Source organism: Streptomyces sp. NBC_01520 (assembly GCF_045040375.1).
In the GTDB taxonomy this organism is placed as follows: Bacteria; Actinomycetota; Actinomycetes; order Streptomycetales; family Streptomycetaceae; genus Streptomyces.
Window position 1 is genome coordinate 7135515 of sequence record NZ_CP109404.1, and the last position, 22806, is coordinate 7158320.

Here is a 22806-nt window from a genome sequence, read left to right on the forward strand (position 1 = left end):
GCGCATGGCACACTGCTGGCAAACAGCGCATCGGGAGGTCTGAAGTGAGCGAACCGCGGTCCGCCCCGACCGTGGGCCAGGTCGTTCTCGGCAAGCGTCTGCAGGATCTGCGGGAGCGTGTCGGCCTGAGCCGCGATCAGGCCGCCAAGGTGCTCCGTGTCGCCCCCGGGACGATACGCAGGATGGAGACCGCCGAGGTCGGGCTGAAGGTCCCCTACGTCCAGCTCCTCCTGAAGGCCTACGGCATCGCCGACGGCGAGGCCGAGGCCTTCGTCGACCTCACCGAAGAGGCCAACAAGCCGGGCTGGTGGCAGCGCTTCCACGACGTGCTGCCCGACTGGTTCAGCATGTACGTCAGCCTGGAGGGCGCCGCGAGCCTCCTGCGCACCTACGAACCGCACTTCGTCCCCGGCCTCCTGCAGACCGAGGACTACGCACGCTCCGTCCTGCGCACCGGGGCCGTGGGCCAGACCAGACCCGAGGACATCGAGCGCCATGTGGCGCTGCGGATGGAGCGGCAGTCCCTGCTCACGAAGGACGACGCGCCGAAGCTGTGGGTGGTCATGGACGAGACCGTCCTGCGCCGGCCCGTCGGCAGCCCCGACGCCATGCGCGGACAGGTCGACCGGCTGCTGGAAGCGACCGAGCTGCCCCATGTGACGCTGCAGATCGCGGAGTTCGCGACCGGCCACCACCCCGGCACCTACGGCCCGTTCGTCCTCTTCCGCTTCGCCGTGCCCGAACTGCCCGACATGGTCTACAGCGAGTACCTGACCGGCGCCGTCTACTTCGACGCGCGCCCCGAGGTGGCCTCCTACCTCGAGGTCATGGACCGCATGGCGGCTCAGGCCGCAACTGCACAACGCACGAAGGAAATCCTCAGGGACTTCCGCAAGGAGCTGTGATGAACCACATATACAACGGCATGCCGGCCGCCGAGCTCGGCACGGAAGGCTGGTACAAGCCGTGGAGCGGCGGTAACGGGGGCAACTGCGTCGAGGCCATGAAACTGGCCGACGGCAGAGTGGCCGTCCGCCAGTCCGCGGACCCCGACGGCCCCGCACTCATCTACTCCAACGGTGAGATCGCCGCCTTCATCCAAGGCGCCAAGTCCGGTCAGGCAGACTTCCTTCTCACCTGACACGCAGCCACATATTCTCGCCCCACACGCTGTTCGCCGAGTGACCGCCGACCAACGGAGCGCGACATGACCGGGCAAGAGAACCACGCAGTCGAGATCGACACGAGCAAGCCGCATCCCGCGCGGATGTACGACTGGTTCCTCGGCGGCAAGGACAACTACCCGGTCGACGAACAGATGGCCCGCCAGCTGCTGACCCTGGACGCCCGGGGCCGTGACATGGCCCGGGTCAACCGGGCCTTCATGCACCGGGCCACCCGCTGGCTCGCCGAGAACGGCATACGCCAGTTCCTCGACATCGGCACCGGCATACCCACCGAGCCGAACCTCCACCAGATCGCCCAGCAGGCCGCCCCGGACGCGCGCGTCGTCTACTGCGACAACGACCCGATCGTGCTCGCCCACGCGGCGGCCCTGCTGCGCTCCACCCCCGAGGGTGCCACCGAGTACATCCAGGCCGACGCCCGCCGGCCCGACGCCATCCTCGAAGCGGCCGGCAAGGTCCTCGACTTCGGCCGGCCCGTTGCGCTGTCGCTCCTGGCCCTGCTGCACTTCATCGACGACGAGGACGGCGCCGCCGACCTCGTCGGCCGCCTCCTGGACCGGCTGCCCTCAGGCAGCTACCTGGTGCTCTCGCACACCACGGGCGACTTCGACCCCGAGGGCGCCGCCCAGGCACGCGCGCTGTACAAGGCGCGCGGGATGACCCTGCGGCCCCGCTCGCGCGCCGAGCTCACCGCGTTCTTCGACGGGCTCGAGCTCGTCGAGCCGGGCGTCTCGCTCTCCGCCGACTGGCGGCCGGAGCTCGGCCAGGTCATCGACGTCCCCGGCGACGACCCGATTCCCGGCTACGCGGGAGTGGCCCGCAAGCCCTGACCGCCGACCCCCGGCGGCCAGGCCCCGACCGTCGGTCCCGGCCGCCCCGGGCCGACGGACACCCCGGCCCGCGGGTCACAATGGACGCATGTCACGACGCACCTCACGCCCGCGCCGGCCGGGCGGCCCCGCCACCAGCGGAGCGGGCCCCCGGCAGATCACCCCGGCCTCGCCCTGCCCGTGCGGCGGGCAGGCCGCGTACGGGGACTGCTGCGGCCGGTTCCACGCCGGCACCGCCCCCGCCCCGACGTGCGAGGCACTGATGCGCTCGCGGTACGCGGCCTTCGTGGTCCGGGACGCCGCCTACCTGCTGCGCACCTGGCACCCGGAGACCCGTCCCGCGTCCGTCGGCTTCGACCCGGCCATGCGCTGGACGGGCCTGGAGATCCTGGACACCACCGAGGGCAGCGCCTTCCACAGCACCGGTACGGTCACCTTCCGCGCCCACTACACCGACGACGGCCGTCCCGACTCGCTCCACGAGAAGAGCCGCTTCGTCCGTCACGAGGGCGCGTGGGTCTACTCGACGGCGGTCTTCGTCGACTGAGAGACGGCTGCCCGGCCCTGGACCCCGCCCCGGGCCTCAGACCGCGGAGCCCGTCCGTTCCGCCGGTGCCAGCTCGTGCGCCAGGTCCTCCGCGAGCAGCCGCTTGGCGATGACGTCGACCGCGGCGTGCAGCTGCCGGTCGTCGGGCCGGGCGCCGTCCTCGGCCAGCCGCTCGTCGAGCCAGCGCACCCAGGCGCCGGAGATCGTGGCCGCTTCCCGCCGGCCCGCCGCGGTGTGGGTGAAGAGGTGGCCGTCCCCGGTCAGGTAGCCCTCCTCGATCATCCGGTCGAAGACCGGCACCAGCACCTCGGGCGGGATCCGGTGCCTGGCCGCGATCAGCTTGAGGCCGGCGTGGCCGACCATCCGGGTGAACAGGTCCACCTGCATCACCACCCACGCCCCCGCCGTGTCGAGGCGGGTGTCGGACTCCGCGACGATCCGCCTGGCCGTGTCGGGACCGGCGGCCCCCAGGATCCTGGCCACGGAGAATTCGAGCAGCTTCGCGGAGTCCCCGGTGCCCGGCTGGGCGAAGCCCTCGCCCATGTCGGTCGAGTCACCGCGCGCGGTGTCGCGCAGCTTCACCTGTTTCAGGAACAGTGCCACGACGAACCCGATCAGGGCGACCGGGACCGTCCACAGGAAGACCGTGTGCAGCGTGTCCGCGTATGCCTGCGCCAGCGGAGCGGTCTGCTCGGCCGGGAGCGCGTGCACGGCCTGGGGGCTCTCCGCGGCCTTCACCAGCGTCGCGGGGTCGCCGCCCGCCCGGGCGGCCTGTTCGACGCCCTCCGTCAGATTCGGCCGCAGCGCGTTCGCGTAGATGGTGCCGAACACCGCCGTACCGAACGCGCTGCCCAGGGTGCGGAAGAACGTCACGCCCGATGTCGCCGTGCCCAGGTCCGAGTAGTCGACGGTGTTCTGCACGGCGATGATCAGCACCTGCATCGACAGACCGATGCCCACGCCCAGGATCAGCATGTACAGCGACTCCAGCCAGACCCCGCTGTCCGGCCCCATACGGGAGAGCAGGAAGAGGCCGACCGCCATGACCAGCGAACCCACGACGGGGAAGATCCGGTAGTGGCCCGTCCTGCTGACCACGTTGCCGCTGAAGATCGAGGCGGCGAGCAGCCCGACCACCATGGGCAGCGTCCGCACCCCCGACAGTGTGGCCGAGTCCCCGTCCACGTACTGCAGATACGTCGGCAGGAAGATCATCGCGCCGAGCATCGCGAAGCCCACGATGAAGCTGAGGATGGAGCAGACCGTGAACACCGGGTTCCGGAACAGCCGCATCGGCAGCATCGGTTCCTTCGCCCGCACCTCGACCACGCAGAACAGTGCCAGGGCGACGAGTCCGCCGATGAACAGACCGATGATGACGGGGGAGCCCCAGGCGTACTCGTTGCCGCCCCAGCTCGTCGCCAGGATCAGGGCGCTGGCGCCGATCGCGACCAGCGCGATGCCCAGGTAGTCGATGACCGGCCGCCCGGCCGCCTTCACCGCCGGGATGTTGCGGGCGGCCGCGATGACCACGACGATCGCGATCGGCACGTTGACGTAGAACGCCCAGCGCCAGGTCAGATGGTCGGTGAACAGTCCGCCCAGCAGCGGCCCGACGACCGTGGCGATACCGAAGACCGCACCGATCGCCCCCTGGTACTTACCGCGTTCGCGCAACGGGATGACATCCGCGATCAGCGCCATCGACGTGACCATCAGACCGCCCGCGCCGATGCCCTGCAGACCCCGCCAGATGATCAGCAGCAGCATGTTCGACGCGAGACCGCAGAGGAACGAGCCGGTGATGAAGATGACCGCCGAGATCTGGAAGATCAGCTTCCGGCCGAACAGGTCGCCGAACTTGCCGACCAGGACGGTCGCCACCGTCTCCGCCAGCAGATAGGCGGTGACGACCCATGACATGTGCTCGGCACCGCCGAGCTCCGAGACGATCGTGGGCAGTGCCGTTCCCACGATCGTCTGGTCCAGGGCCGCCAGCAGGATTCCGAGCACGATCGTCGCGAAGACGATGTTCCTGCGGCGGGGGTCGAGCACGGGTGGCGCGGCGGCACTCTGCGCGGCGGATGAGGTCTCGCTGGCAGTGGTCACGCTTGCACCCTCACACCGGCCACGGACCCCCGCATGCGGTGGAAGGCCGGACGGGTCAGGCCGTCAGCCTCCGCAGGGAGACCTTCATCCGGGCCACGAACGCCTCGCGGACCTCGGCCGGGACACGGTCGAGCGAGAGATACGGATTGAGGTCCTCCAGCTCGACGAGCAGCAGCTCACCCTCCGCCGTCCGGCAGGCGTCCACCCGCTGGATTCCGTGGGTGAGGGTGTTCCACTCCACGAAGCGGCGGGCGAAGTCCAGATCGGCGGGAGCGGGCTTGTACGGCTCCAGCACCCAGCGGTGCGCCGGATCCGGTGCGTACAGGGCGTACCGGAAGTCCTGGTCGATGAAGTAGAAGGACACCTCGTAGCGGAAGTCGATCCTCGGCTGCACGAGCAGTGTGCCGTCGCCGCCCTCCGGGAGCACGGCGTCCGGGGTGACCCGCAGCCCCACCGAGTCCGCGCCGAGCTTCGGCTTGACCACGTACTCGTCGGCCCGGGGGAGCAGACCGAGGTCCGCCGTCCGGTCCACGGTGGGGATCACCGGATATCCGGCCCGGCTCAGATCGACCAGGTACTGCTTGCCCGCCATGTCGCCGCGTCCGTCGAGCGCGTTGTAGACCGGGAGGCCCAGCTCCCGCGCGCGGGCCCGGAAGGCGTCGTACGCCTCCTGGTAGTGCAGCACCGGTCCGCTGTTGCGCATGACCACGGCGTCGAAGCCGTCCAGCAGCGCCGCGGCGTCCCGGGGGTGACAGAGCGCGACATCGAATTCCTCGCGCAGCCGGGAGGTGAGGAGGATGTCCTCGTCGCAGTAGCGGCGGCCGCGCGCCTCGTAGGCGAGATCGGTGACGAAGAGGAGGGCCGGGCGGGGTCTGCCGGACGCGGGGTTCATGACGTTCTCCCAAGGGTGCGGGACGGGGTGGCCGATCAATAACCTTGTGGGCGCTGCTCGTTCACGACCCCGGAGCATCCTGACGTCTGCCCCACAGGAGTCACACGTGTCACAAGCATCAACCCTGCCCGACATTCTCTCGCCCGCCTTCGCCGCCGACCCCTACGGGGCCTAGCGGACGATGCGCGAGCACGCTCCTCTGATCAGGCACGAGGCGACGGAAAGCTGACTCGTCTCGCGGTACGAGGACGTCGAGCGCGTCTTCAAGGACAAGGCCCAGGAGTTCACCACCGAGAACTACGACTGGCAGTCGGAACCCGTGCACGGCAGGACGATCCTGCAGCTCAGCGGCCGGGAGCACGCCGTGCGCAGGGGCCCCGCCTAGTCACCCGACCTCAACCCGGTCGAATGGGTCTGGGCACACGTCAAGCGCAGCCTCGCCAACCTGGCCGTGGTCGCCGTCGACCGGCTCGAAGCCCTCGTCCGCAACCGGCTCAAGCGCCTGCGTACCGGCCCGACACCCTCGACGGCTTCATAGCCGGCACCGGACTGACCCTCGGCACCCCGACGTCACCCTGACGAGCCGAAGTCAGTAGAGGCCTTCAGAGCGGGCGGGCAGCCTGTCGGGGGTGAAGAAGACCAGCCGGGCCAGCTTCTCGGGCTGGGAGAACTCGGGATCGGTGGTCGCGGGCAGCAGGATCTCGTGGTGGAGGGTGAAGCCCGTCCGCTGCAGGCGGGCGAGGACCTTGGCGTTGCGAGCGTCCGGTTCACCCACGATGCGGCTGTGGCCTATGAGCGCGTGCGTGAGGAGTTCGGGGAACAGCGCGCTGGTGAAGCCCGCTTCTGCGGCGCCGGGGGTGGGGCCGAGGAGCAGGTGGATGCCGACGTCCCCGGGTTCGACGGGGTAGCACGCGCTGATGCGGTCGTCGGCCGGCTCGTAGGTGTGGAACAGCGCCACCGGGGTGTCGTCACGATAGGCCAGGTACGCCTGATGGGTAGGCAGGGCGTCCAGGTGGCGGTAGATGCCCAGGACCTGGGCGCGGCTCAGTTCGCCCATGCCCCAGAAACTCGCCCGGGGCTCCGTGACCCACGCGTGGACCACATCCACGTCCTCCACGGGATCCACCGGATGCAGACGGACCGTCCCAAAACCGTCGACTGCCCGTTCGTAGACCCAGCCAGTCCGTAACGCATCATCAGAAAGCATTTCTTCACGTTATCGGAGGCCGATGACCGCTGAGCAGGAATCGGCAGGAACCGAAAAGCCATCGCGTTCATCCCGCCCGCCTCGGCACCTGAACTCAACGCGGTCGAGGACCTGTGGGTCTGCCTCAAGCGCAGCCTCGCGAACCTCGCCGTGGGCCGACTCGCCACGCTTGTCCGCAATCGCCCCGGCCCCACCCCCATCACCTTGAAGCGCCGACGTCAGTAACGACGAGATCTCCGGGCCTCAGGGCGCGAGGTCGAAGCGGTTGAGGGACAGCCCTCAGCCATTCCAGGCTGCCGTGCCCGGTGTCACGGACGAGCAGCGTTTCGCAGGCGGACGACATACTGAACCCGCGCGCGAACACTTCCCAAGGCCGCCTCAGAGTGCATGTTCCTGCGGCTGGTCATCCCGGAATCCACGAACCCGCGCGTTTTACCAGCACCAGCGCGTTTCTCCGCGGCGGCCGACCACCTGGCGTTCGCGCTCGGCCGGCACTTCTGCGTGGGCGCGCTGCTGGCCAGGGCGGAGGCCGAGACCGGGGTGAACCGACTCCTGGACGCGATGCCGGACCTACGGCTTCACCCCCGTCGGACAGGGCGTCTTCACCCGCGGTCCGGCATCACTCCCGGTCCGGTTCACCCCCGCCGCGGTCCGAGGCGGGACGCGGCTCAGTCGATGCGCGCGCACACGTCGTCGGCGGACCCGTGGACCAGGTGCACCGTCTTGTAGCCGGTGGCGCCGATGTCGAGGGTGTACACGCCGTCGAGGACGTACACACCGCGCGGCAGATTCCCGGCGTTCTCGCCGATGCCCGCCAGCACCGGCCCGACGACGTACCACTTCTGCGAACCGTCGGTGGCGTAGTCGACGATCGTGCTGCCGCTGACATCGGCGTCGTGGAACGCGCCGGTGCCGGTGTTGGTCACCCGGACGACGAGGTCACCCTTGTACGCGATCCGCGCGGGCGAGCCGTCCGGACGCGTCGCGAGCACCTGCCGCACGACCTCGTCGACCACGGGTTCGGTGTGGACCGCGAAGTCGCAGCGGGCACCGGCGGGCAGGTCGTACGGCGGGGTGGGGGCGGGCTCCCAGCCACCCGAAGGGGCGGCAGTCGCGGGACCCGTTCCCCCTGCGGCAGCCGCGACGACGGCTGCGGCGACGAACAAGCGGCGCATGGAATCTCCCGTAGAAGGGGGCACACGGACGGAGCAGCGACAGACCTGCCCCCGTGTGCCTGCCGCACCCTCACCGGACGAGGATGCCCTGTGCGAGCCGTGTTGTGCAGGGGGTTCGTGCGACGGATGCCGACGGGCACCGTATGAGGGTGTCCGCCGGCATCGCGCGTGGTGTGCTCAGCGGCGTCGCGCGTGCTCAGCGGATGTGACGGCCGGAGATGGCCCGCGCGATGACGAGGCGCTGGATCTCGCTCGTCCCCTCGAAGATCGTGTAGATCTTGGCGTCGCGGTACATGCGCTCCACCGGGTGCTCCCTGCTGTACCCGGCACCACCGAGGATCTGGACGGCCTTCTCCGTTGCGGAAACGGCGAGTTCACCCGCGCGCAGCTTCGACATGGAGCCCTGGCCGGCGTCGAAGGTCCGGTCGTTGCGGGCCATCCACGCGGCCTGCCAGATCAGCAGGCGTACGGCCTCGATCTCGGTGCGGATGTCGGCGAGGGCGAAGGCGATCGACTGGTTGTCGATGACCGGCCGTCCGAACGCCTCCCGCTGTCCGGCGTACTCCAGCGCGTACTCGTAGGCGGCCCGCGCGATGCCGAGCGCCTGGGCGCCGACGGTGGGGCGGCTGACCTCGAAGGTCGCCATCGCCGCCTGGCCCTTCGCGTTGCCGCCCTCCCGGGCACGGGCGAGCCGGGCGTCCAGCTTCTCCTTGCCGCCGAGCAGGCAGTGGCCGGGCACGCGTACGTCGTCGAGGAAGACGTCCGCCGTGTGCGAGGCGCGCAGCCCGAGCTTCTTGATGGTCCGGCTCGCTTCGAGGCCCCTGGTTCCCGGGGGCACGATGAACGCGGCCTGGCCGCGGGCGCCCAGGGACAGGTCTACCGAGGCGACGACCACGTGGACCCCGGCGATCCCGCCGTTGGTGATCCACGCCTTCTGCCCGGACAGCACCCACTCGTCCTTGGCCCCGTCGTAACGGGCCTTCGTCGTCATCGCGGAGACGTCGGAGCCGGCCTGCGGCTCGGAGACACAGAAGGCCGCCACCTTCGGGTGGTCCTCGTCGCCGAAGCACTGCGGTACCCACTCGGCGAGCTGGTCGGGCGTGCCCGAGGCGAAGATGCCGGCGACCGCGAGCGAGGTGCCGAAGAGTGCCATGCCGATCCCGGCGTCGCCCCAGAACAGCTCCTCGTTGGCGATCTGGAGAGAGAGCCCGCTCGGGTCCCCGTACATGTCGGCGAGCGACTCGAATCCGTACAGGCCGATCCGGGCCGCCTCCTGGATGACGGGCCACGGGGTCTCTTCCCGCTCGTCCCATTCGGCCGCCGCGGGGCGCACCACCTGGGCGGCGAAGCCGTGCACCCAGTTGCGCAGGTCCTGCTGTTCCTCGGTCAGGGCCAGGGAGAAGTAGCTCATGGGCTCAGGCCTTCGGAATGTCGAAGTAGCGGGTGAGCCCGGAGGCGAGGCCGGCGTCGCCGGCGACCTTCAGCTTGCGCATCATGAACATGGTCACGGGGTTGGCGTTGCCGGAGACCAGCTTGAGGAAGTCCGCGTCGCCCATCACCAGCGTCGTACGGGGCTCCGCGCCGGAGCGGCCCGCGCTCACGGTGCACGCGCCGGCGGCTATCGCGGTCTCGTAGACCTCGTCGCTCTCGCCGGTGATCTTCCAGCGGATCAGGGCCTTGAGCTGCCCGGCCGCCTCTGGGCGGAACTGCTGCCGCATGCGCCCGAAGACCTCGCCGAGCACCCGGGTGCGCAGCTCTCCCCGCATGAACTCGGTGAGCTGCTTCACGGACAGGCCCTTGACGATCCGCGCGAACTCCTCGGGGGAGACGGCCGCGAAGTCGAGCCCGGCCAGTTCGTCGGTGAGGTTGCCGCTGCTGTTGTCGGCCACGGAAATCCTTACTCCAGAGTAAACTTACTTCTGGGTAAGGTAGGCGTGTGGTCGTGTCTTCGCAAGCGTCACCAGGCTCCGCCCGGGCGCACGGTGAGCAGGGGGTGGTGGGCGGACAGCACCTTGTTGGCCCGTGACAGCTCCGACAGTGCCTGTTCGCGGTCGGCCTGGTCCTCGACCCCGAGGCGTGGTCCGCGGAACCTCCGGACCTCGCGGGCGGCGCAGTGGGCGTCGAGTTCCGCCGCGAGGATGTGCGGCGGCATGCAGGACCCGATCAGCGCCGCGACCCGGTCCGGGATCGGCACGGGGACGAGGAGGTGCGAGGCGGTCATGGTGGTTCCCTCTCGGATGGTCGGCCAGGAGGCGGTGTCGCGTGACGGCCGGTGGGCCATCGCTTCCTCCATGTGTACGGGACGCAGTTCCTGGTTTCTCGTTGAGAACGTCTCCGTGTCGCAACCGTTTGGGACTGACCGTCTATTTCGCGTTACTCAGTAGTAAGTTGACTCTTTACGAGAATTTGTGATGTGGCGTCAGTTCGCGGTGTCCCCGCTCCGGGTGCGTAACCGCAGTGCGCGCAGCACGGCCTCGGTGGAGAACCGGCTCTCGGGGTCGACCAGTTGCTCCCCGAAGATGGACTCCAGGCTGCGCATCCGGTAGCGGACCGTCTGGGGGTGGACGTCGAGCAGCTCTCCCATCTGCGCCGCGGTGCCCCGGGTGTCGAGCCAGATCCGGAGCGTCTCGATCAGCCGCTGACGCCGGTTGGCGCTGATGCCGGAGACCGGGGCCAGTTCGCGCTCGGCGAGCTGGTCGAGGAGGGCGGGGTCCGAGAGGAGCCACAGGGTGATGAGGTGGTCCTCGCACCGGACGACGGGCGTGTCGTAGACGACGCCCGAGTCGATGAGCTCGACGACCCGTCGGGCCCATCTGATCGAGTCGGACGCGTCGGCGGTCGGCACGGTCAGCCCGATCGCGGCCCGGGTGCCGGTCAGGGCGCGGTCCAGCATGTCCCGCCGGGCCTCGTCGAGCGGGCCGGGGACGAGCAGGTGCGGCTGCGGATCGCCCAGGTCGACCAGGACGTCCCGGGGCAGGTCGGCGGGGTCCACGCCCACCGGGGTGCGCACTGCGACGAGCGTGACCTGCTCGGGCAGCGTCCAGCCTGTCTGCTCGCACAGTTCGGCGATGGCGGTACGGGGCGTCGGCCGCCCGGCCAGGATCAGGTGCAGGAGCCGGCGGCGCATGGCCTCGCCCTGCTGGTCCGACTGGGCCTGTGCCTCCAGGTAGCCCTCGCGGGACAGCGACTCCAGCTCGTCGACGTAGGCGAACAGCGCGTCCGCGAAGCTCAGCATCAGCGTCGGTGAGAAGTTGTAGCTCCGGCCGACCTTCTTCGCCCTCCGCAGCGCGATCCGCGCGCCCAGCCGGTAGGCACCCTGGAGGGCGTCCATGCTGCGGCCCTCGTAGGCCTCGAAACGCCCGAACCGCCGGCACATGTCGTCGCGCAGGCCGGTGGAGGTGGACGGTTCGGCGACCAGATCGACGAACGAGGAGAGGCTCTGCTCCACGCCCACCCGGACGGCCTGCTCGTTGGGCCCGTTCAGGAGGCGCGCGTATTCGGGATAGGCGCGGGTGACTTCCATGCCGATCTCTTTGATGAGGCTGGGCAGTTCGGGTCGCATGATGGCGGCGAATTCCTGAGGGAGAGGCCCCAGGGGGTCACCGGTATCCAGCGGCTCTATGAGTCTTCGCATGACTGTCCCCTTTGCTCTCCGGTTGCCCGGCGCGAGTGAGGCGGTGGGGGGAAGCGCTCTCACGGACCGACAGGTGTATACCAACTTCGGCGACGAAGATAGACCAACTCAGGTGGTGTGCCCATCACTTGCACACAGCGGAAGTGCAAGGGCCACGCATCGGGGCCTTGTTGCGGTGCTCCTGTGCAGGTGGGGCGGGAGTACTCACTTCCGGACAATATTTTCGGCCGTCCGCCCGCCCGTCGAGCCGGTAAGTAACCCTGGGTAACTGCAACTTGTGGGGCAGGGTTGCCTGACCAGGACGCCGACCGTGCCTGACGGAAAGCGTCATCGCGATCATGGAGCGAACCCGTCGGGCCTCCGTCTTTCCCGTATCTGCGCACCCGTTGACAAGTGACACCCATGCCCGTGCTCATTTCCGGATCAAATTCCGCGGCTCAAAAAGATCTTAGAGCGACAGGATTGTGTCCCCGTGTTTCCGGCGAGTAACATCACGGCTCGGCCAATTCGAGCATGGAATCCGCCCGAATTCGTCGCTCAGCTCTTCCGCCTTCCGCTCCACTCACGACGCACTGCCACATCGGCTGTCTGCGCATGCCATCCCTCGCGCCGGCACGTATCGATGGACCAATCAACTTCGCGCACCGGGCCTTCTTTTTCGGCGACAGTCAAGAGGGGACGACATGAGATCCGTTTCGACCAGAACCCGTGTGGGGGCGTTGGCAGCCTTCACCGCGTCCGCAGTGGTGTTCTCGATGGGCTCGGCCACCGCGGCGAGTCAATTGAACGGCCACTGGGCGCCGTTCGACCGCTGTCCGGTCGACGCCCCCGCCATGCTGGCGGCGGACGGCGTCAACGCCATCGCGACGTGCATCTCCTCCACCTCCTCCAGCGGCACCATCAAGCTGGGGAACACCGAGGTGACCACCGGTCGTACGGACCTCCAGCTCGGGGTGATCCAGCGCAGCGACGGCACGACGAGCCTGGTGGCCCCCGCAGAAGGCGCGCTGGTCGCCGACTCCGCGCAGATCCCCGGTGGTCTGCTCGGCCTGATGTGCCCCAGCGGTGTCCCCGTCGTGTCCACGATCTGCCGGGGGCTCGCGGACAACGACCTCAACCGGGTGACGGCCACCATCGAACCCGCCGGGGCGCCCCGGGAGTTCCACATGGCCGCCGCCTTCTCCACCGGCGAGCCGATTCTCACGATTCCCGTACGCATTCATCTGCGGAACTCACTGCTCGGTGACAAGTGCTACATCGGCTCCACGTCCGACCCGGTGCTGCTGAAGCCGGCGAACGTGACGGCACCCTCGCTCTCCCTCCAGCAGTTCGAGGGCAACGGGACCCCCAGCGATTCCGGCGAGATGGGGCGCTACACATTCGCCGGCGCCGACCAGAACGACGCCGCGTTCGCCGTCCCGGGAGCCACCGGCTGCGGTGCCGGCCTCCTGGACTGGGCGGTCAACCTGAAGACCGGGCTGCCGTCCGCCGCCGGGAACAACGACGTGACGCTGAACGACACGTCGACCTACTTCGCCAGCCCGTACGACCCGGCCTCCCTGGCGCCGGACGAGGGCAGGAAGCTGTCGCAGTTCTGGCACTCCGCCGCGCGGTAGGACCGTCGCCCGGTAGGGCCCGTTGCCCCTCCCTGTGCCGCCGTCCGGCGCAGGTTCCATTTCCAGGTCGTGGCTCGTGCGCCTTTCTGCGCCACGCCTGGAACTCACCTGACATGGTCGACGTTCCGTGAATTCGGCTGCCCTTTCGCAGTCGAATCCCGGCCGGTGGGAAGTCGGCGAGAACAGGTAGAAACTACTCTTCCCGCCGACACTCCGCTCGGCTACCGTACTGCTGAGTAGGGTGTGGAATTCAGGATCGGCGCAAAGGTTCTTCCCGCCCTTGGGCGTGCCTGCGCACCACGGCAGGAGATCGCCGGAATGAGCCGCCTCTTCCGGGTGATCGACAGTGACGAAAAACCCCCACGGCAATCCGCATCGAAGAAACAGCGGAAACGCCTCCCGGTCCAGTTCGAACCGTGATGCCGGCCTCCCGGTGCTCACGTTCAGTATCCCCAGCGGGACAACAAAAGGGAGAAATTCCATGTTCAAGCGAACCAGCGTCCTGACTGCCGTCGGTGCCGCCGCGGCAGCCGTCGCCCTGGCCGCCCCGTCGGCCGTCGCGGCGCCGACCAGCTGGTCCATCACGCCGACCGGAGCCTTCACCGGGAGTGCGGGAGTGACCGTCCTGACCGACAACAACGGCAACAAGATCCAGTGTGCGACCTCCGCGGCAGGGGGAACGGCACCGACGTCACCGGTCAGTGGGAGCCCCGCCAAGCTCGCGTCCATCACGTCGATCTCCTTCAACTCGCCGTGCACCGGGCCGTTCAGCTCGACCTGGACCGTGACCACGACGCCGTCGTGGGAGATCTGGGGTCTCGACTACGCGGCGGGTGCCGGCACCAACTCCACCGGCCAGACGACCGGTGAGGTCAGGGCCATCAACGCGACGGTGACCGGGAGCAGCATCCTCGGTCCCTGCACCTTCAACGCCTCCGGAAAGGTCGCGGCCAAGTACAACAACCCGACCAGCGGGGGAGCCAACGGCACCCTGAACACCGCCGGTGGCGGGCTCACGCTGACCATCAGCAACAAGGTCGGCGGCGGCTGCGGCATCGTCGGCACGACGGCCAGCTTCGCGGGGCTCTACACCATCGTGAGCACGGCCACCAGCAAGTCCCCGGTCATCGTCGGAAGCTGAGCGATTCCGCCGGAGGTCCGTAGGTGAGAACGGTGCCCGGCCACGCACCCGGTGGCCGGGCACCCGCACGGAGCCAGGAAATCACGCACCGTCCGACAAGTCGCCGGCCTCGCTTTGTCATCCCCTGCCAAAGGCCGCGTGCCGGTGCGCGGATCGACGACCCGGCCCTTCCCAAGGGTCACCGGCGTGCGTAGCGTACCGGCCGGTAGGGACCGTCCCGGGTCTTTCGGCAGGGCCGATACCGACAGTGGACCAGGTTGCGCGGCTGCCGCCTCGTCACCCGGTCCACGCGCGCCGGAAGGACACATCCGCATGACCGTCGACGTACGGGCCGCAGCGAGACGGCCGCTCCACCTGGCTGTGGGCGGGGCGCTCGTCGTCGCCACCGCACTCATTCCGAGTGCCGAATCGGCGGCCGCCCAGCAGGAGTCCGAGACAGAGCTCACCTACTCCTGCCCCTTCCCCTCCGGTACCGAGAAGGTGGACGTCCTGGTCTCGGCGGTGCTCCCCGCGTCGGTACGGGCGGGCGAGCCGGTACAGCCCGACCGGGTGTCGGTCGAGGTGCGCCTGCCGCAGTCGGCGCTCACGCAGTTCACCGACACGGAGGCCTCCACCCTCTCCGCCGTCGCCGGGCTGACGGTCCGCGCCACCCAGGGCGACGAGTCCGCCGACGCCCCCTGGCAGGGGCTGGCCGCACCCGCCACCGCCGTCCCCACCGAGGGAGGAATGGTCCTCACCGCCACCGGGGACGTGCCCACGGTCTCGTTCGGCAGTCCCGGACAGGCCGTACTCGCGCCGGCCGGTCTCGGTCTCGCCCTGTCCGCGCTCACGGCGGAGGGCGCCCCGACCACACCCCCCGGCCTCGACGTCAGCTGCGAACCGGCGGAGGGCGAGGAGTCCACGCTCGCCGGGATCACGGTCCGCGGGGACACCGGCGCGGAGGTGCCCGACCCCGGGCCGAGCAGCCCCGAACCGTCCCCGGAACCGACCGGCCCGGGGGGCGGCCTCTCGCCCTCGGTGCAACAGCGGATCGAGGCACTCACCGACAGGGCCGAGGCCCTGGACGGTGATGACCCCGACAGCTGCCCGATCGAGATCCCGCCCGAGTGGGTCATGACCACCGCGGAGACCTACGCGGCGGGATACGCCAACGCCGTCAAGCTGGACGGCGCGGCGGCCCTGGGCCCCGCGTTCATGAAGGTGCTGCTGAACAAGCGCTACATCAACGACTCCTGCGCCGCGACGGTCGACGTGACCTCCGAGGTGGAGTTCGAGTACGAGGGCCGCAGGCAACTCCCGCCGTCCAGAGCCACCTTCCTCACCTACGGGTTTATGCCGACGAGCGCCACCATGGTCCTGGAACAGGTGGGGCCGCCGGCCGCCGTGCAGACCCACACGGTCACGAACACGCCGTCCTACCCCGAGGAGACGACGGTCACGGCCCAGCTCTCCATGCGACTGTCCGACGTCCAGGTGAACGGCGTCCCGATGGACGTGGGTCCGAACTGCCGTACGGCGCGGCCCTTCGAGCAGGTTCTCAGGGGGTACGGCCAGAGCTATCCGCAGTCCGGCTACCTCGTGGCCTTCGGCGGGAGCCTGACCGGCTACGCGCACATCCCGCCCTTCGAGGGGTGCGGTGTCGACGAGGACCTCGACGCGGTCTTCACCGCGGCGATCTCCAGCGCGGGCAAGAATGCCGACAACTTCACCAAGATGACGCAGGCGCCCCTGTGTGTGGCGACGAACCCCGAGGGGCCGGACTGCCCGCCGAAGATTCCGGTGCCCGAAAGGTAAGGGCGCGGCGAGGCATTCCCTTTCCCGCGCGGCGGGCGCGTACCGAAAGCCGCGCCGTACACCTGAGCTCTCCCGGTCCACGGACCGGGAGAGCTCATCCTTTTCCCTGGACGGGGCCGGCCGGTCCGAGGGCGTGCACCCCTCAATTAATTACAGGTTTCGCGCGCCGATCACTCACCCACGGACAAGTATTCGCCCCTTCGGAACGGGAGTGCAGGAAAAAGCGCACCCAGTATTGCAAAGTCAGGTTACTCACCCGTAGCGTCCAGTTGAGCAACTCGGAAACGTGTTCCTCGCTGCTTGTCCGATGTACGCGGAGTCCTGGTCGCATCCCTCTTGACCTGGACTCCCGGGGAGTCCTCGCCGGCCCGAACCCTCCGTCCGGGCGGTGGTGTCCCGTGGTCGGGGTTCCGCGGCTCCGGCCCCCCCTGGGCCGTGGAACCCCTCCTCGCACACCGGAGACCTTGCGCAGATTCAGACAAAGCCGCCAAGTGGATTTGTCACTCGGTGACAAGTGATCCACACCGAGTGCCTGGTTCACCGATTTCCGCTGTTCAACGGCTTGTCCTAGCGGTTTCGGCGGACATAACGTGCGCCTCCTGGTGCATGCGTGACGAGTCGCCATTGGATTTCTCAGAGCCGGAGCGCTGACAGATGACGTCGTTCACCACCCCTTCGAAGGAGGGCCGATGGGAATCGAAGTAGTCGTCGAAGGCCTGACGAAGTCCTTCGGCAAGCAGAACATCTGGCAGGACGTCAGCCTCACGCTGCCGGCCGGTGAGGTGAGTGTGATGCTCGGCCCTTCCGGAACCGGGAAGACCGTCTTCCTCAAATCCATCATCGGTCTGCTGAAGCCGGAACAGGGCCGCGTCCTCATCAACGGCGTCGACATGGTCAACAGCCCCGAGCGGGAGATCATGGAGACCCGGAAGCTGTTCGGTCTCATGTTCCAGGACGGTGCCCTCTTCGGCTCGATGTCGCTCTTCGACAACATCGCCTTTCCCTTGCGTGAACACACCCGCAAGAAGGAATCAGAAATCCGCCGCATCGTCATGGAGCGCATCGACATCGTCGGTCTCCTCGGCGCCGAGGAAAAACTGCCCGGCGAGATATCCGGCGGAATGCGCAAGCGTGCCGGTCTCGCCCGCGCCCTCGTGCTGGACCCGCAGATCATCCTCTGCGACGAGCCGGACTCCGGACTCGACCCGGTCCGCACCGCGTACCTCTCGCAGCTCCTCATCGACCTCAACGCGCAGATCGACGCGACGATGCTGATCGTCACCCACAACCTCGACATCGCGGCCACCGTCCCCGACAACATGGGCATGCTGTTCTGTCGCAACCTCGTCACCTTCGGACCGCGCGAGGTCCTGCTCACCAGCGACACCCCGGTCGTCGCCCAGTTCCTCTCCGGGCGCCGCGAAGGCCCCATCGGGATGTCCGAGGAGAAGGACGCGGCCACCCTCGCCGCCGAGCAGATGAACGGCAACGGCCTCGACCGCAGCGCCGCACCGCGCACCGTCGTACCGCAGCTGGAGCCCTCGCCGGGCATGCCCGTGCGGCAGGGCGCGCTGCGCCGCCGGGAGCGGGTCATGTCGATGATGGGCCAGCTGCCGGACGCCGCCCGTACGGCCATCATGAACAGCTACACACCGACCCTGGGCGGTGGACGCCCATGACGGCCCCGCCGCCCGCCCCGCCGCCCGTCGAGCCGGCGCGCCGCATCCCCCCGGGCCCGCCGCCGCCCCGGAAGGCGCCGTCGCGGCTGCTCACCCCGCTGCGCGAGACCGGGAAGCTGTTCGCGCTCGCCGCGGCGGTGACCCGGGCCGTCTTCCGCCGGCCCTTCCAGGTAAGGGAGTTCATCGAGCAGTTCTGGTTCGTCGCCAGTGTCACCATCCTGCCCGCGGCCCTCGTCTCCATCCCGTTCGGCGCGGTCATCGCCCTCCAGGTCGGCTCGCTCACCGAACAGCTCGGCGCCCAGTCGTTCACCGGCGGCGCCAGCGTCCTCGCCGTCATCCAGCAGGCCAGCCCGCTCATCGTGGCGCTCCTGATCTCCGGAGCCGCGGGCTCGGCCATCTGCGCCGACCTCGGTTCGCGGAAGATCCGCGAGGAGCTCGACGCGATGGAGGTCATGGGCGTCTCGCCCATCCAGCGCCTCGTCGTCCCACGGGTCCTCGCCACGATGCTCGTCGCCGTCCTGCTCAACGGACTTGTCTCGGTCGTCGGCACGCTCGGCGGCTACTTCTTCAACGTGATCATGCAGGGCGGGACACCGGGCGCCTACCTCGCCAGCTTCTCCGCCCTGGCCCAGCTGCCCGACCTGTACATCGGCGAACTGAAGGCGCTGATCTTCGGGTTCATCGCCGGCATCGTCGCGGCCTACCGCGGACTGAACCCGCGCGGCGGACCCAAGGGCGTCGGCGACGCGGTCAACCAGTCCGTCGTCATCACCTTCCTGCTCCTGTTCTTCGTGAACATGGTCCTCACGGCGATCTACCTCCAGATCGTCCCCGCGAAGGGGAGCTGACCCATGTCGCTGCTCAGCAGACTCGACCGATCGGGCGACCAGCTCACCTTCTACGTACGGGCACTGATCTGGATCCCGCGGACCCTGCGCCGCTACCTCAAGGAGGTGCAGCGGCTCCTCGCCGAAGTCGCCTTCGGCAGCGGAGGCCTCGGAGTCATCGGCGGCACCATCGGCGTGATGATCGCGATGACCCTCGCCACCGGCACGGTCGTCGGCCTCCAGGGGTACGCGGCTCTCAACCAGATCGGCACCTCCGCCTTCACCGGCTTCATCTCCGCCTACTTCAACACCCGTGAGATCGCCCCGCTCGTTGCCGGCCTCGCGCTTTCCGCGACCGTCGGCGCGGGCTTCACCGCCCAGCTCGGTGCCATGCGGATCAACGAGGAGGTCGACGCCCTGGAGGCTATGGGCGTCCGGTCCATGCCCTACCTCGTCACCACGCGGATCATCGCCGGCGTCGTCGCGATCATCCCGCTGTACGCGATCGGGCTGCTCTCCTCGTACGTAGCGTCCCGCTACGTCACCGTCCTGTTCAACGGACAGTCCGCGGGCACGTACGACCACTACTTCAATCTCTTCCTCTCCCCGGACGACGTGCTCCTGTCGGTGCTCAAAGTGCTGATCTTCAGCGTGCTGGTGATCCTCGCCCACTGCTACCACGGCTTCCACGCCACCGGCGGCCCCGCCGGGGTGGGCGTGGCCGTGGGCCGGTCGGTGCGCAACGCCATCGTGCTGATCAGCGTCACCGACTTCTTCCTCTCGCTCGCCATCTGGGGCGCGACGACAACGGTGAAGGTGGCCGGCTGATGCATTCCTCCACGGCGCAGACGGTGCGCCGCAGACTCGCCGGCGTGGCCTTCGTGCTCGTGCCCGCCCTCCTCGTATGGCTGTCGGTGGCGGTGTACGAGAAGGAGTTCTCCGACGACGTCACCGTGACCGTACGCACCGGGAGCGTCGGCAACGAGATGCACGACAACGCCGACGTGAAGCTGCGCGGGGTCGTCGTCGGCCAGGTGCGCGACATCGCGGCCGACGGGGACGGAGCACGGCTGACCCTCGCCATCCGGCCCGGCCGGCTCGGACGTATCCCGGCCGACGTCACCGCCCAGATGCTGCCCACCACCCTCTTCGGGGAGCGGTTCGTCGCCCTCGTCCCGCCGCCCGTCCCCTCCGTGCGGACCCTGCGGGCGGGCGACGTGATCCCGCAGGACCGCTCCAGCAACGCCATCGAGCTCGAGGAAGTCCTGAGCAACGTCCTGCCGATGCTCACCGCCGTGCAGCCGCAGAAGCTCGCCGCCACCCTCAACGCCGTCTCACAGGCACTTCAGGGACGCGGCGACAAGCTCGGCGACACCCTGGTCACCCTCGACGCCCACCTCAAGGAGTTCAACCCGCATCTGCCCACGCTCAACGCGGACATCAAGGAACTCGTCAAGGTGAGCACGCTCTACGCGGACGCGGCCCCCGACGTCCTCGACGCACTCACCGACTTCACCACCACCAGCGGCACCCTCGCCGAACAGCAGGCGGATCTCGCCGACCTGTACGGCTCGACCACCACCTCCGCCCGGGACGTCACGTCCTTCCTCCAGGAGAACAAGGACAACCTCATCCGGCTCTCCGCATCGGGGCGGCCGACCCTGGAACTCCTCGCGGAGTACTCGGACTCCTTCCCCTGCACCCTGCGCACCATGGCGGGCTTCGTCCCCGCCATGGACAAGGCGCTCGGCAAGGGCACCGACGAGCCCGGACTGCACGTCACCGTCAAGTCCGTGAAGTCGAAGGGCAAATACGTGGCCGGCCGGGACACCCCGGTCTACGACGCCACCGGCGGCCCGCACTGCTACTCGGTGCCGTACGTCGGCAAGGCGGCGCCCACCGCCGGCACCCGTACCGCCCCCGCCACGGACGACACCGCCGGCGAGGAGCCGCGGGAGCCCGCCACCACCACCGGCGCCCTGGGCATGCCCAACTCCCCCCAGGAGAGCCGGCTCGTCAACGAACTCGTCGCCCCCTCACTCGAAGTCCAGCCGCAGACCCTGCCCGACTGGAGCAGCGTGCTCATCGGTCCGGCCTTCCGCGGCGCGGAGGTGAAGCTCAAGTGAAGCGCCGCTCCCTCGCGGGACCCCTCGCGAAATCCATCGTCTTCATCGTGGTGACGGCCCTGGCCACCACCGTCCTCGGCCTGTCCATCGCCAACACGGGCGTCGGTGACACCACGACGTACAAGGCGCGGTTCACCGACGCCACCGGACTCGTCGTCGGGGACAGCGTCAGGATCGCCGGTGTCAAGGTCGGTCAGGTCGAGTCCGTCGAGGTCGCCGACAGACGGCTCGCCGAGGTCGGCTTCGCCGTACGAAAGGGCCGCAAGCTGCCCGCGTCGGTGACCGCGTCGATCAAGTACCTCAACATGGTCGGCCAGCGCTACATCGACCTCGACCAGGGTGCGGGACCCGTCGGCAGGAGCTTCGAGGCGGGCGCCACCATCCCGCTCTCCCGCACCACGCCCGCGCTCGACCTGACGCAGCTCTTCAACGGCTTCCAGCCGCTGTTCGAAGGGCTGTCCCCGCCGGACGTCAACCAGCTCGCCGGCTCCATCGTGCAGGTGCTCCAGGGCGAGGGCGGCACCGTCGACAGCATCCTCTCCCACGTCGGATCGCTGACCGGCACCGTCGCGGCCAAGGACAAGGTGATCGGCGAGGTGATCAAGAACCTCAACACGGTCCTGAAGACCGTCAACGACCGGGAGGCGGGCTTCGACGACCTCGTCGTCACCCTCCAGAAGCTCGTCACGGGCTTCTCCGGCGACCGCAAACCGCTCGGCGAGGCGGTGACGGCGATGGGCGCGCTCACCACCGTCACCGCCGACCTCCTCCAGGACGGACGCAAACCGCTCAAGGACGACATCGCCCAGCTCGGACGCCTCACCGGCCGGCTCGACGCGAACGCGCCGAAGATCGAGAGCTTCCTGCGGAAGACCCCGGCCAAGATGGCGGCGATCACCCGCCTCACCTCGTACGGCTCATGGCTCAACCTCTACCTCTGCGAAGCGAAGGTCAGCGGCGTGACGAACCAGGACGGCAGCGCCCCGCCCACCGGCATAGCGATCACCCGGCCGAGGTGCCTGTCATGAGGATCAAGCCCGTACGGGAACGCAACCCCGTCGCCGTCAGCATCGTCGGACTCCTCGTCCTGTCCCTGCTCGGCCTCGCCGCCTACCGCGCCGACGCGCTGCCCTTCGTCGGCGGCGGCACCACCTACACCGCCGACTTCACCGAATCCGCCGGACTGGGCGACGGCGACGAGGTGCGCATCGCCGGTGTGAAGGTCGGGGAGGTCACCGGAGTCTCGCTGGACGGCGCCAAGGTGAAGGTCGACTTCAAGGTGAAGGACGCCTGGATCGGCGACTCCTCCACCGTCGGCATCGCCGTCAAGACCCTCCTGGGCGACAAGTACCTCGCCGTCGACCCGCTGGGCGACGCCCCGCAGGACCCCGGCTCCCGCATCACCACGAGCCGCACCACCTCCCCGTACGACGTCACCCAGGCGTTCAACGGGCTCGGCGAGACCATCGGGGAGATCGACACCGCCCAGCTCGCCAAGAGCTTCGAGACGATCTCCGAGACCTTCAAGGACTCCCCGCCCGACGTACGCAGCGCCGCGAACGGACTTTCCGCGCTGTCGAAGACCGTCTCCGAGCGCGACGCCCAGCTCGCCACCCTCCTCAAGGGCAGCAAGCAGCTCACCAAGACCCTCGCCGGCAAGAAGAGCAGCTTCGAAACCCTGCTGGAGGACGGCAACCTGCTGCTCGGCGAGATCCAGGCCCGCCGCGACTCCATCCATCTGCTGCTGACCGGGACCCGGAACCTCGGCACCCAGCTCACCGGACTCGTCACGGACAACAACAAGCAGCTGAAGCCCACCCTCGACTCGCTCGGCCGGGTCACCGCCGTCCTGGTGAAGAACCGTAAGAGCCTCGACAAGGTCCTCTCGCTGGCCGGCTCCTACAACCGGCTCGTCGGCAACACCCTGGGCAACGGCCGCTGGTTCGACAACTACGTCTGCGGAGTCGTCCCGAAGAGCTACCTGCCCGCCGGCACGCTCCCCCAGGACGACTGCATGCCGCCGGAACAAGGGGGCCGCTGAC

Annotated in this window: 21 protein-coding genes and 3 pseudogenes; 16 read left to right on the top strand and 8 right to left on the bottom strand. The window is 68.9% G+C overall.

The window, feature by feature from the left end; genetic code table 11:
- The first annotated feature begins 44 nt into the window (after positions 1-44).
- The 4 genes from OG524_RS32180 (at position 45) to OG524_RS32195 (ending at position 2564) form a co-directional block, all read left to right on the top strand.
- Positions 45-905 carry a helix-turn-helix domain-containing protein gene (locus OG524_RS32180; RefSeq protein WP_405387005.1) on the top strand — a complete coding sequence of 287 codons (861 nt, stop codon included), beginning with the start codon at positions 45-47 and terminating at the stop codon, positions 903-905.
- Entirely contained in the window at positions 905-1141 is a 237-nt protein-coding gene (locus tag OG524_RS32185) for a DUF397 domain-containing protein (protein ID WP_405387004.1), read from the top strand. The genes OG524_RS32180 and OG524_RS32185 overlap by 1 nt, the downstream gene beginning before the upstream one ends.
- 66 nt (positions 1142-1207) lie before the next feature.
- Positions 1208-2017, top strand: coding sequence for an SAM-dependent methyltransferase (locus OG524_RS32190; RefSeq protein ID WP_405387003.1), 810 nt, complete (start codon positions 1208-1210; stop codon positions 2015-2017).
- Positions 2018-2105: 88 nt separating this feature from the next.
- On the top strand, positions 2106-2564 hold the full coding sequence (locus OG524_RS32195; RefSeq protein WP_405387002.1) for a YchJ family protein: 459 nt from the start codon (positions 2106-2108) through the stop codon (positions 2562-2564).
- A 36-nt stretch (positions 2565-2600) separates the two neighbouring features.
- Here OG524_RS32195 and OG524_RS32200 read toward each other — a convergent pair whose 3' ends face one another.
- Positions 2601-4673: an MDR family MFS transporter gene (locus tag OG524_RS32200; protein ID WP_405387000.1), complete on the bottom strand. Its 2073-nt coding sequence runs from the start codon at positions 4671-4673 to the stop codon at positions 2601-2603.
- Between the two features lie 55 nt (positions 4674-4728).
- On the bottom strand, positions 4729-5565 hold the full coding sequence (locus OG524_RS32205) for a hypothetical protein (protein WP_405386999.1): 837 nt from the start codon (positions 5563-5565) through the stop codon (positions 4729-4731).
- A 106-nt stretch (positions 5566-5671) separates the two neighbouring features.
- Between OG524_RS32205 and OG524_RS32210 the strand changes: the two are divergent.
- Both OG524_RS32210 and OG524_RS32215 read left to right on the top strand, forming a co-directional pair.
- Positions 5672-5938 (top strand): annotated as a pseudogene (locus tag OG524_RS32210) (cytochrome P450); the annotation flags it as partial.
- Between the two features lie 12 nt (positions 5939-5950).
- Positions 5951-6144 (top strand): annotated as a pseudogene (locus tag OG524_RS32215) (IS630 family transposase); the annotation flags it as partial.
- Between the two features lie 10 nt (positions 6145-6154).
- On the opposite strand, the gene OG524_RS32220 reads toward OG524_RS32215, so the two are convergent.
- Positions 6155-6682 (bottom strand): GNAT family N-acetyltransferase, encoded by a 528-nt coding sequence (locus OG524_RS32220; RefSeq protein ID WP_405386997.1) that lies wholly within the window; start codon positions 6680-6682, stop codon positions 6155-6157.
- 537 nt (positions 6683-7219) lie between these two features.
- On the opposite strand from OG524_RS32220, the pseudogene OG524_RS32225 reads away from it, so the two are divergent.
- Positions 7220-7421 (top strand): annotated as a pseudogene (locus OG524_RS32225) (cytochrome P450); the annotation flags it as partial.
- A 19-nt stretch (positions 7422-7440) separates the two neighbouring features.
- On the opposite strand, the gene OG524_RS32230 reads toward OG524_RS32225, so the two are convergent.
- The 5 genes from OG524_RS32230 to OG524_RS32250 all read right to left on the bottom strand — a co-directional run bounded on the left by OG524_RS32230 (position 7441) and on the right by OG524_RS32250 (position 11581).
- Positions 7441-7947: a hypothetical protein gene (locus OG524_RS32230; RefSeq protein ID WP_405386995.1), complete on the bottom strand. Its 507-nt coding sequence runs from the start codon at positions 7945-7947 to the stop codon at positions 7441-7443.
- Between the two features lie 196 nt (positions 7948-8143).
- On the bottom strand, positions 8144-9358 hold the full coding sequence (locus OG524_RS32235) for an acyl-CoA dehydrogenase family protein (RefSeq protein ID WP_405812164.1): 1215 nt from the start codon (positions 9356-9358) through the stop codon (positions 8144-8146).
- A gap of 4 nt (positions 9359-9362) precedes the next feature.
- Positions 9363-9836 carry an SCP2 sterol-binding domain-containing protein gene (locus OG524_RS32240; RefSeq protein ID WP_405386992.1) on the bottom strand — a complete coding sequence of 158 codons (474 nt, stop codon included), beginning with the start codon at positions 9834-9836 and terminating at the stop codon, positions 9363-9365.
- A 68-nt stretch (positions 9837-9904) separates the two neighbouring features.
- Complete coding sequence (locus tag OG524_RS32245) at positions 9905-10168, bottom strand: hypothetical protein (protein WP_405386990.1); 264 nt, start codon at positions 10166-10168, stop codon at positions 9905-9907.
- Positions 10169-10366: 198 nt separating this feature from the next.
- The gene (locus OG524_RS32250) at positions 10367-11581 is read right to left on the bottom strand and encodes a PucR family transcriptional regulator (protein WP_405812165.1); all 1215 of its coding nucleotides are present in this window, start codon (positions 11579-11581) and stop codon (positions 10367-10369) included.
- 683 nt (positions 11582-12264) lie between these two features.
- On the opposite strand from OG524_RS32250, the gene OG524_RS32255 reads away from it, so the two are divergent.
- From OG524_RS32255 to OG524_RS32295, 9 genes are all read left to right on the top strand, one after another.
- Positions 12265-13197 (top strand): hypothetical protein, encoded by a 933-nt coding sequence (locus tag OG524_RS32255; RefSeq protein WP_405812166.1) that lies wholly within the window; start codon positions 12265-12267, stop codon positions 13195-13197.
- 481 nt (positions 13198-13678) lie between these two features.
- A complete protein-coding gene (locus tag OG524_RS32260) occupies positions 13679-14338 on the top strand; it encodes a hypothetical protein (protein ID WP_405386985.1) in 660 nt (219 codons plus the stop codon).
- 312 nt (positions 14339-14650) lie between these two features.
- Positions 14651-16132 (top strand): DUF6801 domain-containing protein, encoded by a 1482-nt coding sequence (locus tag OG524_RS32265; protein ID WP_405812167.1) that lies wholly within the window; start codon positions 14651-14653, stop codon positions 16130-16132.
- 689 nt (positions 16133-16821) lie between these two features.
- Complete coding sequence (locus tag OG524_RS32270; RefSeq protein ID WP_405386980.1) at positions 16822-17811, top strand: ABC transporter ATP-binding protein; 990 nt, start codon at positions 16822-16824, stop codon at positions 17809-17811.
- Positions 17808-18659, top strand: a complete 852-nt coding sequence (locus OG524_RS32275) for an MlaE family ABC transporter permease (protein ID WP_405386978.1) — start codon at positions 17808-17810, stop codon at positions 18657-18659. The genes OG524_RS32270 and OG524_RS32275 overlap by 4 nt, the downstream gene beginning before the upstream one ends.
- A gap of 3 nt (positions 18660-18662) precedes the next feature.
- Entirely contained in the window at positions 18663-19466 is an 804-nt protein-coding gene (locus OG524_RS32280; RefSeq protein WP_405386977.1) for an MlaE family ABC transporter permease, read from the top strand.
- A complete protein-coding gene (locus OG524_RS32285; protein WP_405386975.1) occupies positions 19466-20764 on the top strand; it encodes an MCE family protein in 1299 nt (432 codons plus the stop codon). Before OG524_RS32280 ends, OG524_RS32285 begins: the two co-directional genes overlap by 1 nt.
- On the top strand, positions 20761-21792 hold the full coding sequence (locus OG524_RS32290; protein WP_405386973.1) for an MCE family protein: 1032 nt from the start codon (positions 20761-20763) through the stop codon (positions 21790-21792). Before OG524_RS32285 ends, OG524_RS32290 begins: the two co-directional genes overlap by 4 nt.
- Complete coding sequence (locus OG524_RS32295) at positions 21789-22805, top strand: MCE family protein (protein ID WP_405812168.1); 1017 nt, start codon at positions 21789-21791, stop codon at positions 22803-22805. The genes OG524_RS32290 and OG524_RS32295 overlap by 4 nt, the downstream gene beginning before the upstream one ends.
- Position 22806 lies beyond the last annotated feature (1 nt).

Excerpts from the sequence above, each read along its gene's own strand:
- OG524_RS32185 (WP_405387004.1), top strand. The coding sequence starts at position 905 with ATGAACCACATATACAACGGCATGCCGGCCGCCGAGCTCGGCACGGAA.
- OG524_RS32190 (WP_405387003.1), top strand. The coding sequence starts at position 1,208 with ATGACCGGGCAAGAGAACCACGCAGTCGAGATCGACACGAGCAAGCCG.
- OG524_RS32195 (WP_405387002.1), top strand. The coding sequence starts at position 2,106 with ATGTCACGACGCACCTCACGCCCGCGCCGGCCGGGCGGCCCCGCCACC.
- OG524_RS32205 (WP_405386999.1), bottom strand. The coding sequence starts at position 5,565 with ATGAACCCCGCGTCCGGCAGACCCCGCCCGGCCCTCCTCTTCGTCACC.
- OG524_RS32230 (WP_405386995.1), bottom strand. The coding sequence starts at position 7,947 with ATGCGCCGCTTGTTCGTCGCCGCAGCCGTCGTCGCGGCTGCCGCAGGG.
- OG524_RS32235 (WP_405812164.1), bottom strand. The coding sequence starts at position 9,358 with ATGAGCTACTTCTCCCTGGCCCTGACCGAGGAACAGCAGGACCTGCGC.
- OG524_RS32245 (WP_405386990.1), bottom strand. The coding sequence starts at position 10,168 with ATGACCGCCTCGCACCTCCTCGTCCCCGTGCCGATCCCGGACCGGGTC.
- OG524_RS32250 (WP_405812165.1), bottom strand. The coding sequence starts at position 11,581 with ATGCGAAGACTCATAGAGCCGCTGGATACCGGTGACCCCCTGGGGCCT.
- OG524_RS32255 (WP_405812166.1), top strand. The coding sequence starts at position 12,265 with ATGAGATCCGTTTCGACCAGAACCCGTGTGGGGGCGTTGGCAGCCTTC.
- OG524_RS32260 (WP_405386985.1), top strand. The coding sequence starts at position 13,679 with ATGTTCAAGCGAACCAGCGTCCTGACTGCCGTCGGTGCCGCCGCGGCA.
- OG524_RS32265 (WP_405812167.1), top strand. The coding sequence starts at position 14,651 with ATGACCGTCGACGTACGGGCCGCAGCGAGACGGCCGCTCCACCTGGCT.
- OG524_RS32270 (WP_405386980.1), top strand. The coding sequence starts at position 16,822 with ATGGGAATCGAAGTAGTCGTCGAAGGCCTGACGAAGTCCTTCGGCAAG.
- OG524_RS32275 (WP_405386978.1), top strand. The coding sequence starts at position 17,808 with ATGACGGCCCCGCCGCCCGCCCCGCCGCCCGTCGAGCCGGCGCGCCGC.
- OG524_RS32280 (WP_405386977.1), top strand. The coding sequence starts at position 18,663 with ATGTCGCTGCTCAGCAGACTCGACCGATCGGGCGACCAGCTCACCTTC.
- OG524_RS32285 (WP_405386975.1), top strand. The coding sequence starts at position 19,466 with ATGCATTCCTCCACGGCGCAGACGGTGCGCCGCAGACTCGCCGGCGTG.
- OG524_RS32295 (WP_405812168.1), top strand. The coding sequence starts at position 21,789 with ATGAGGATCAAGCCCGTACGGGAACGCAACCCCGTCGCCGTCAGCATC.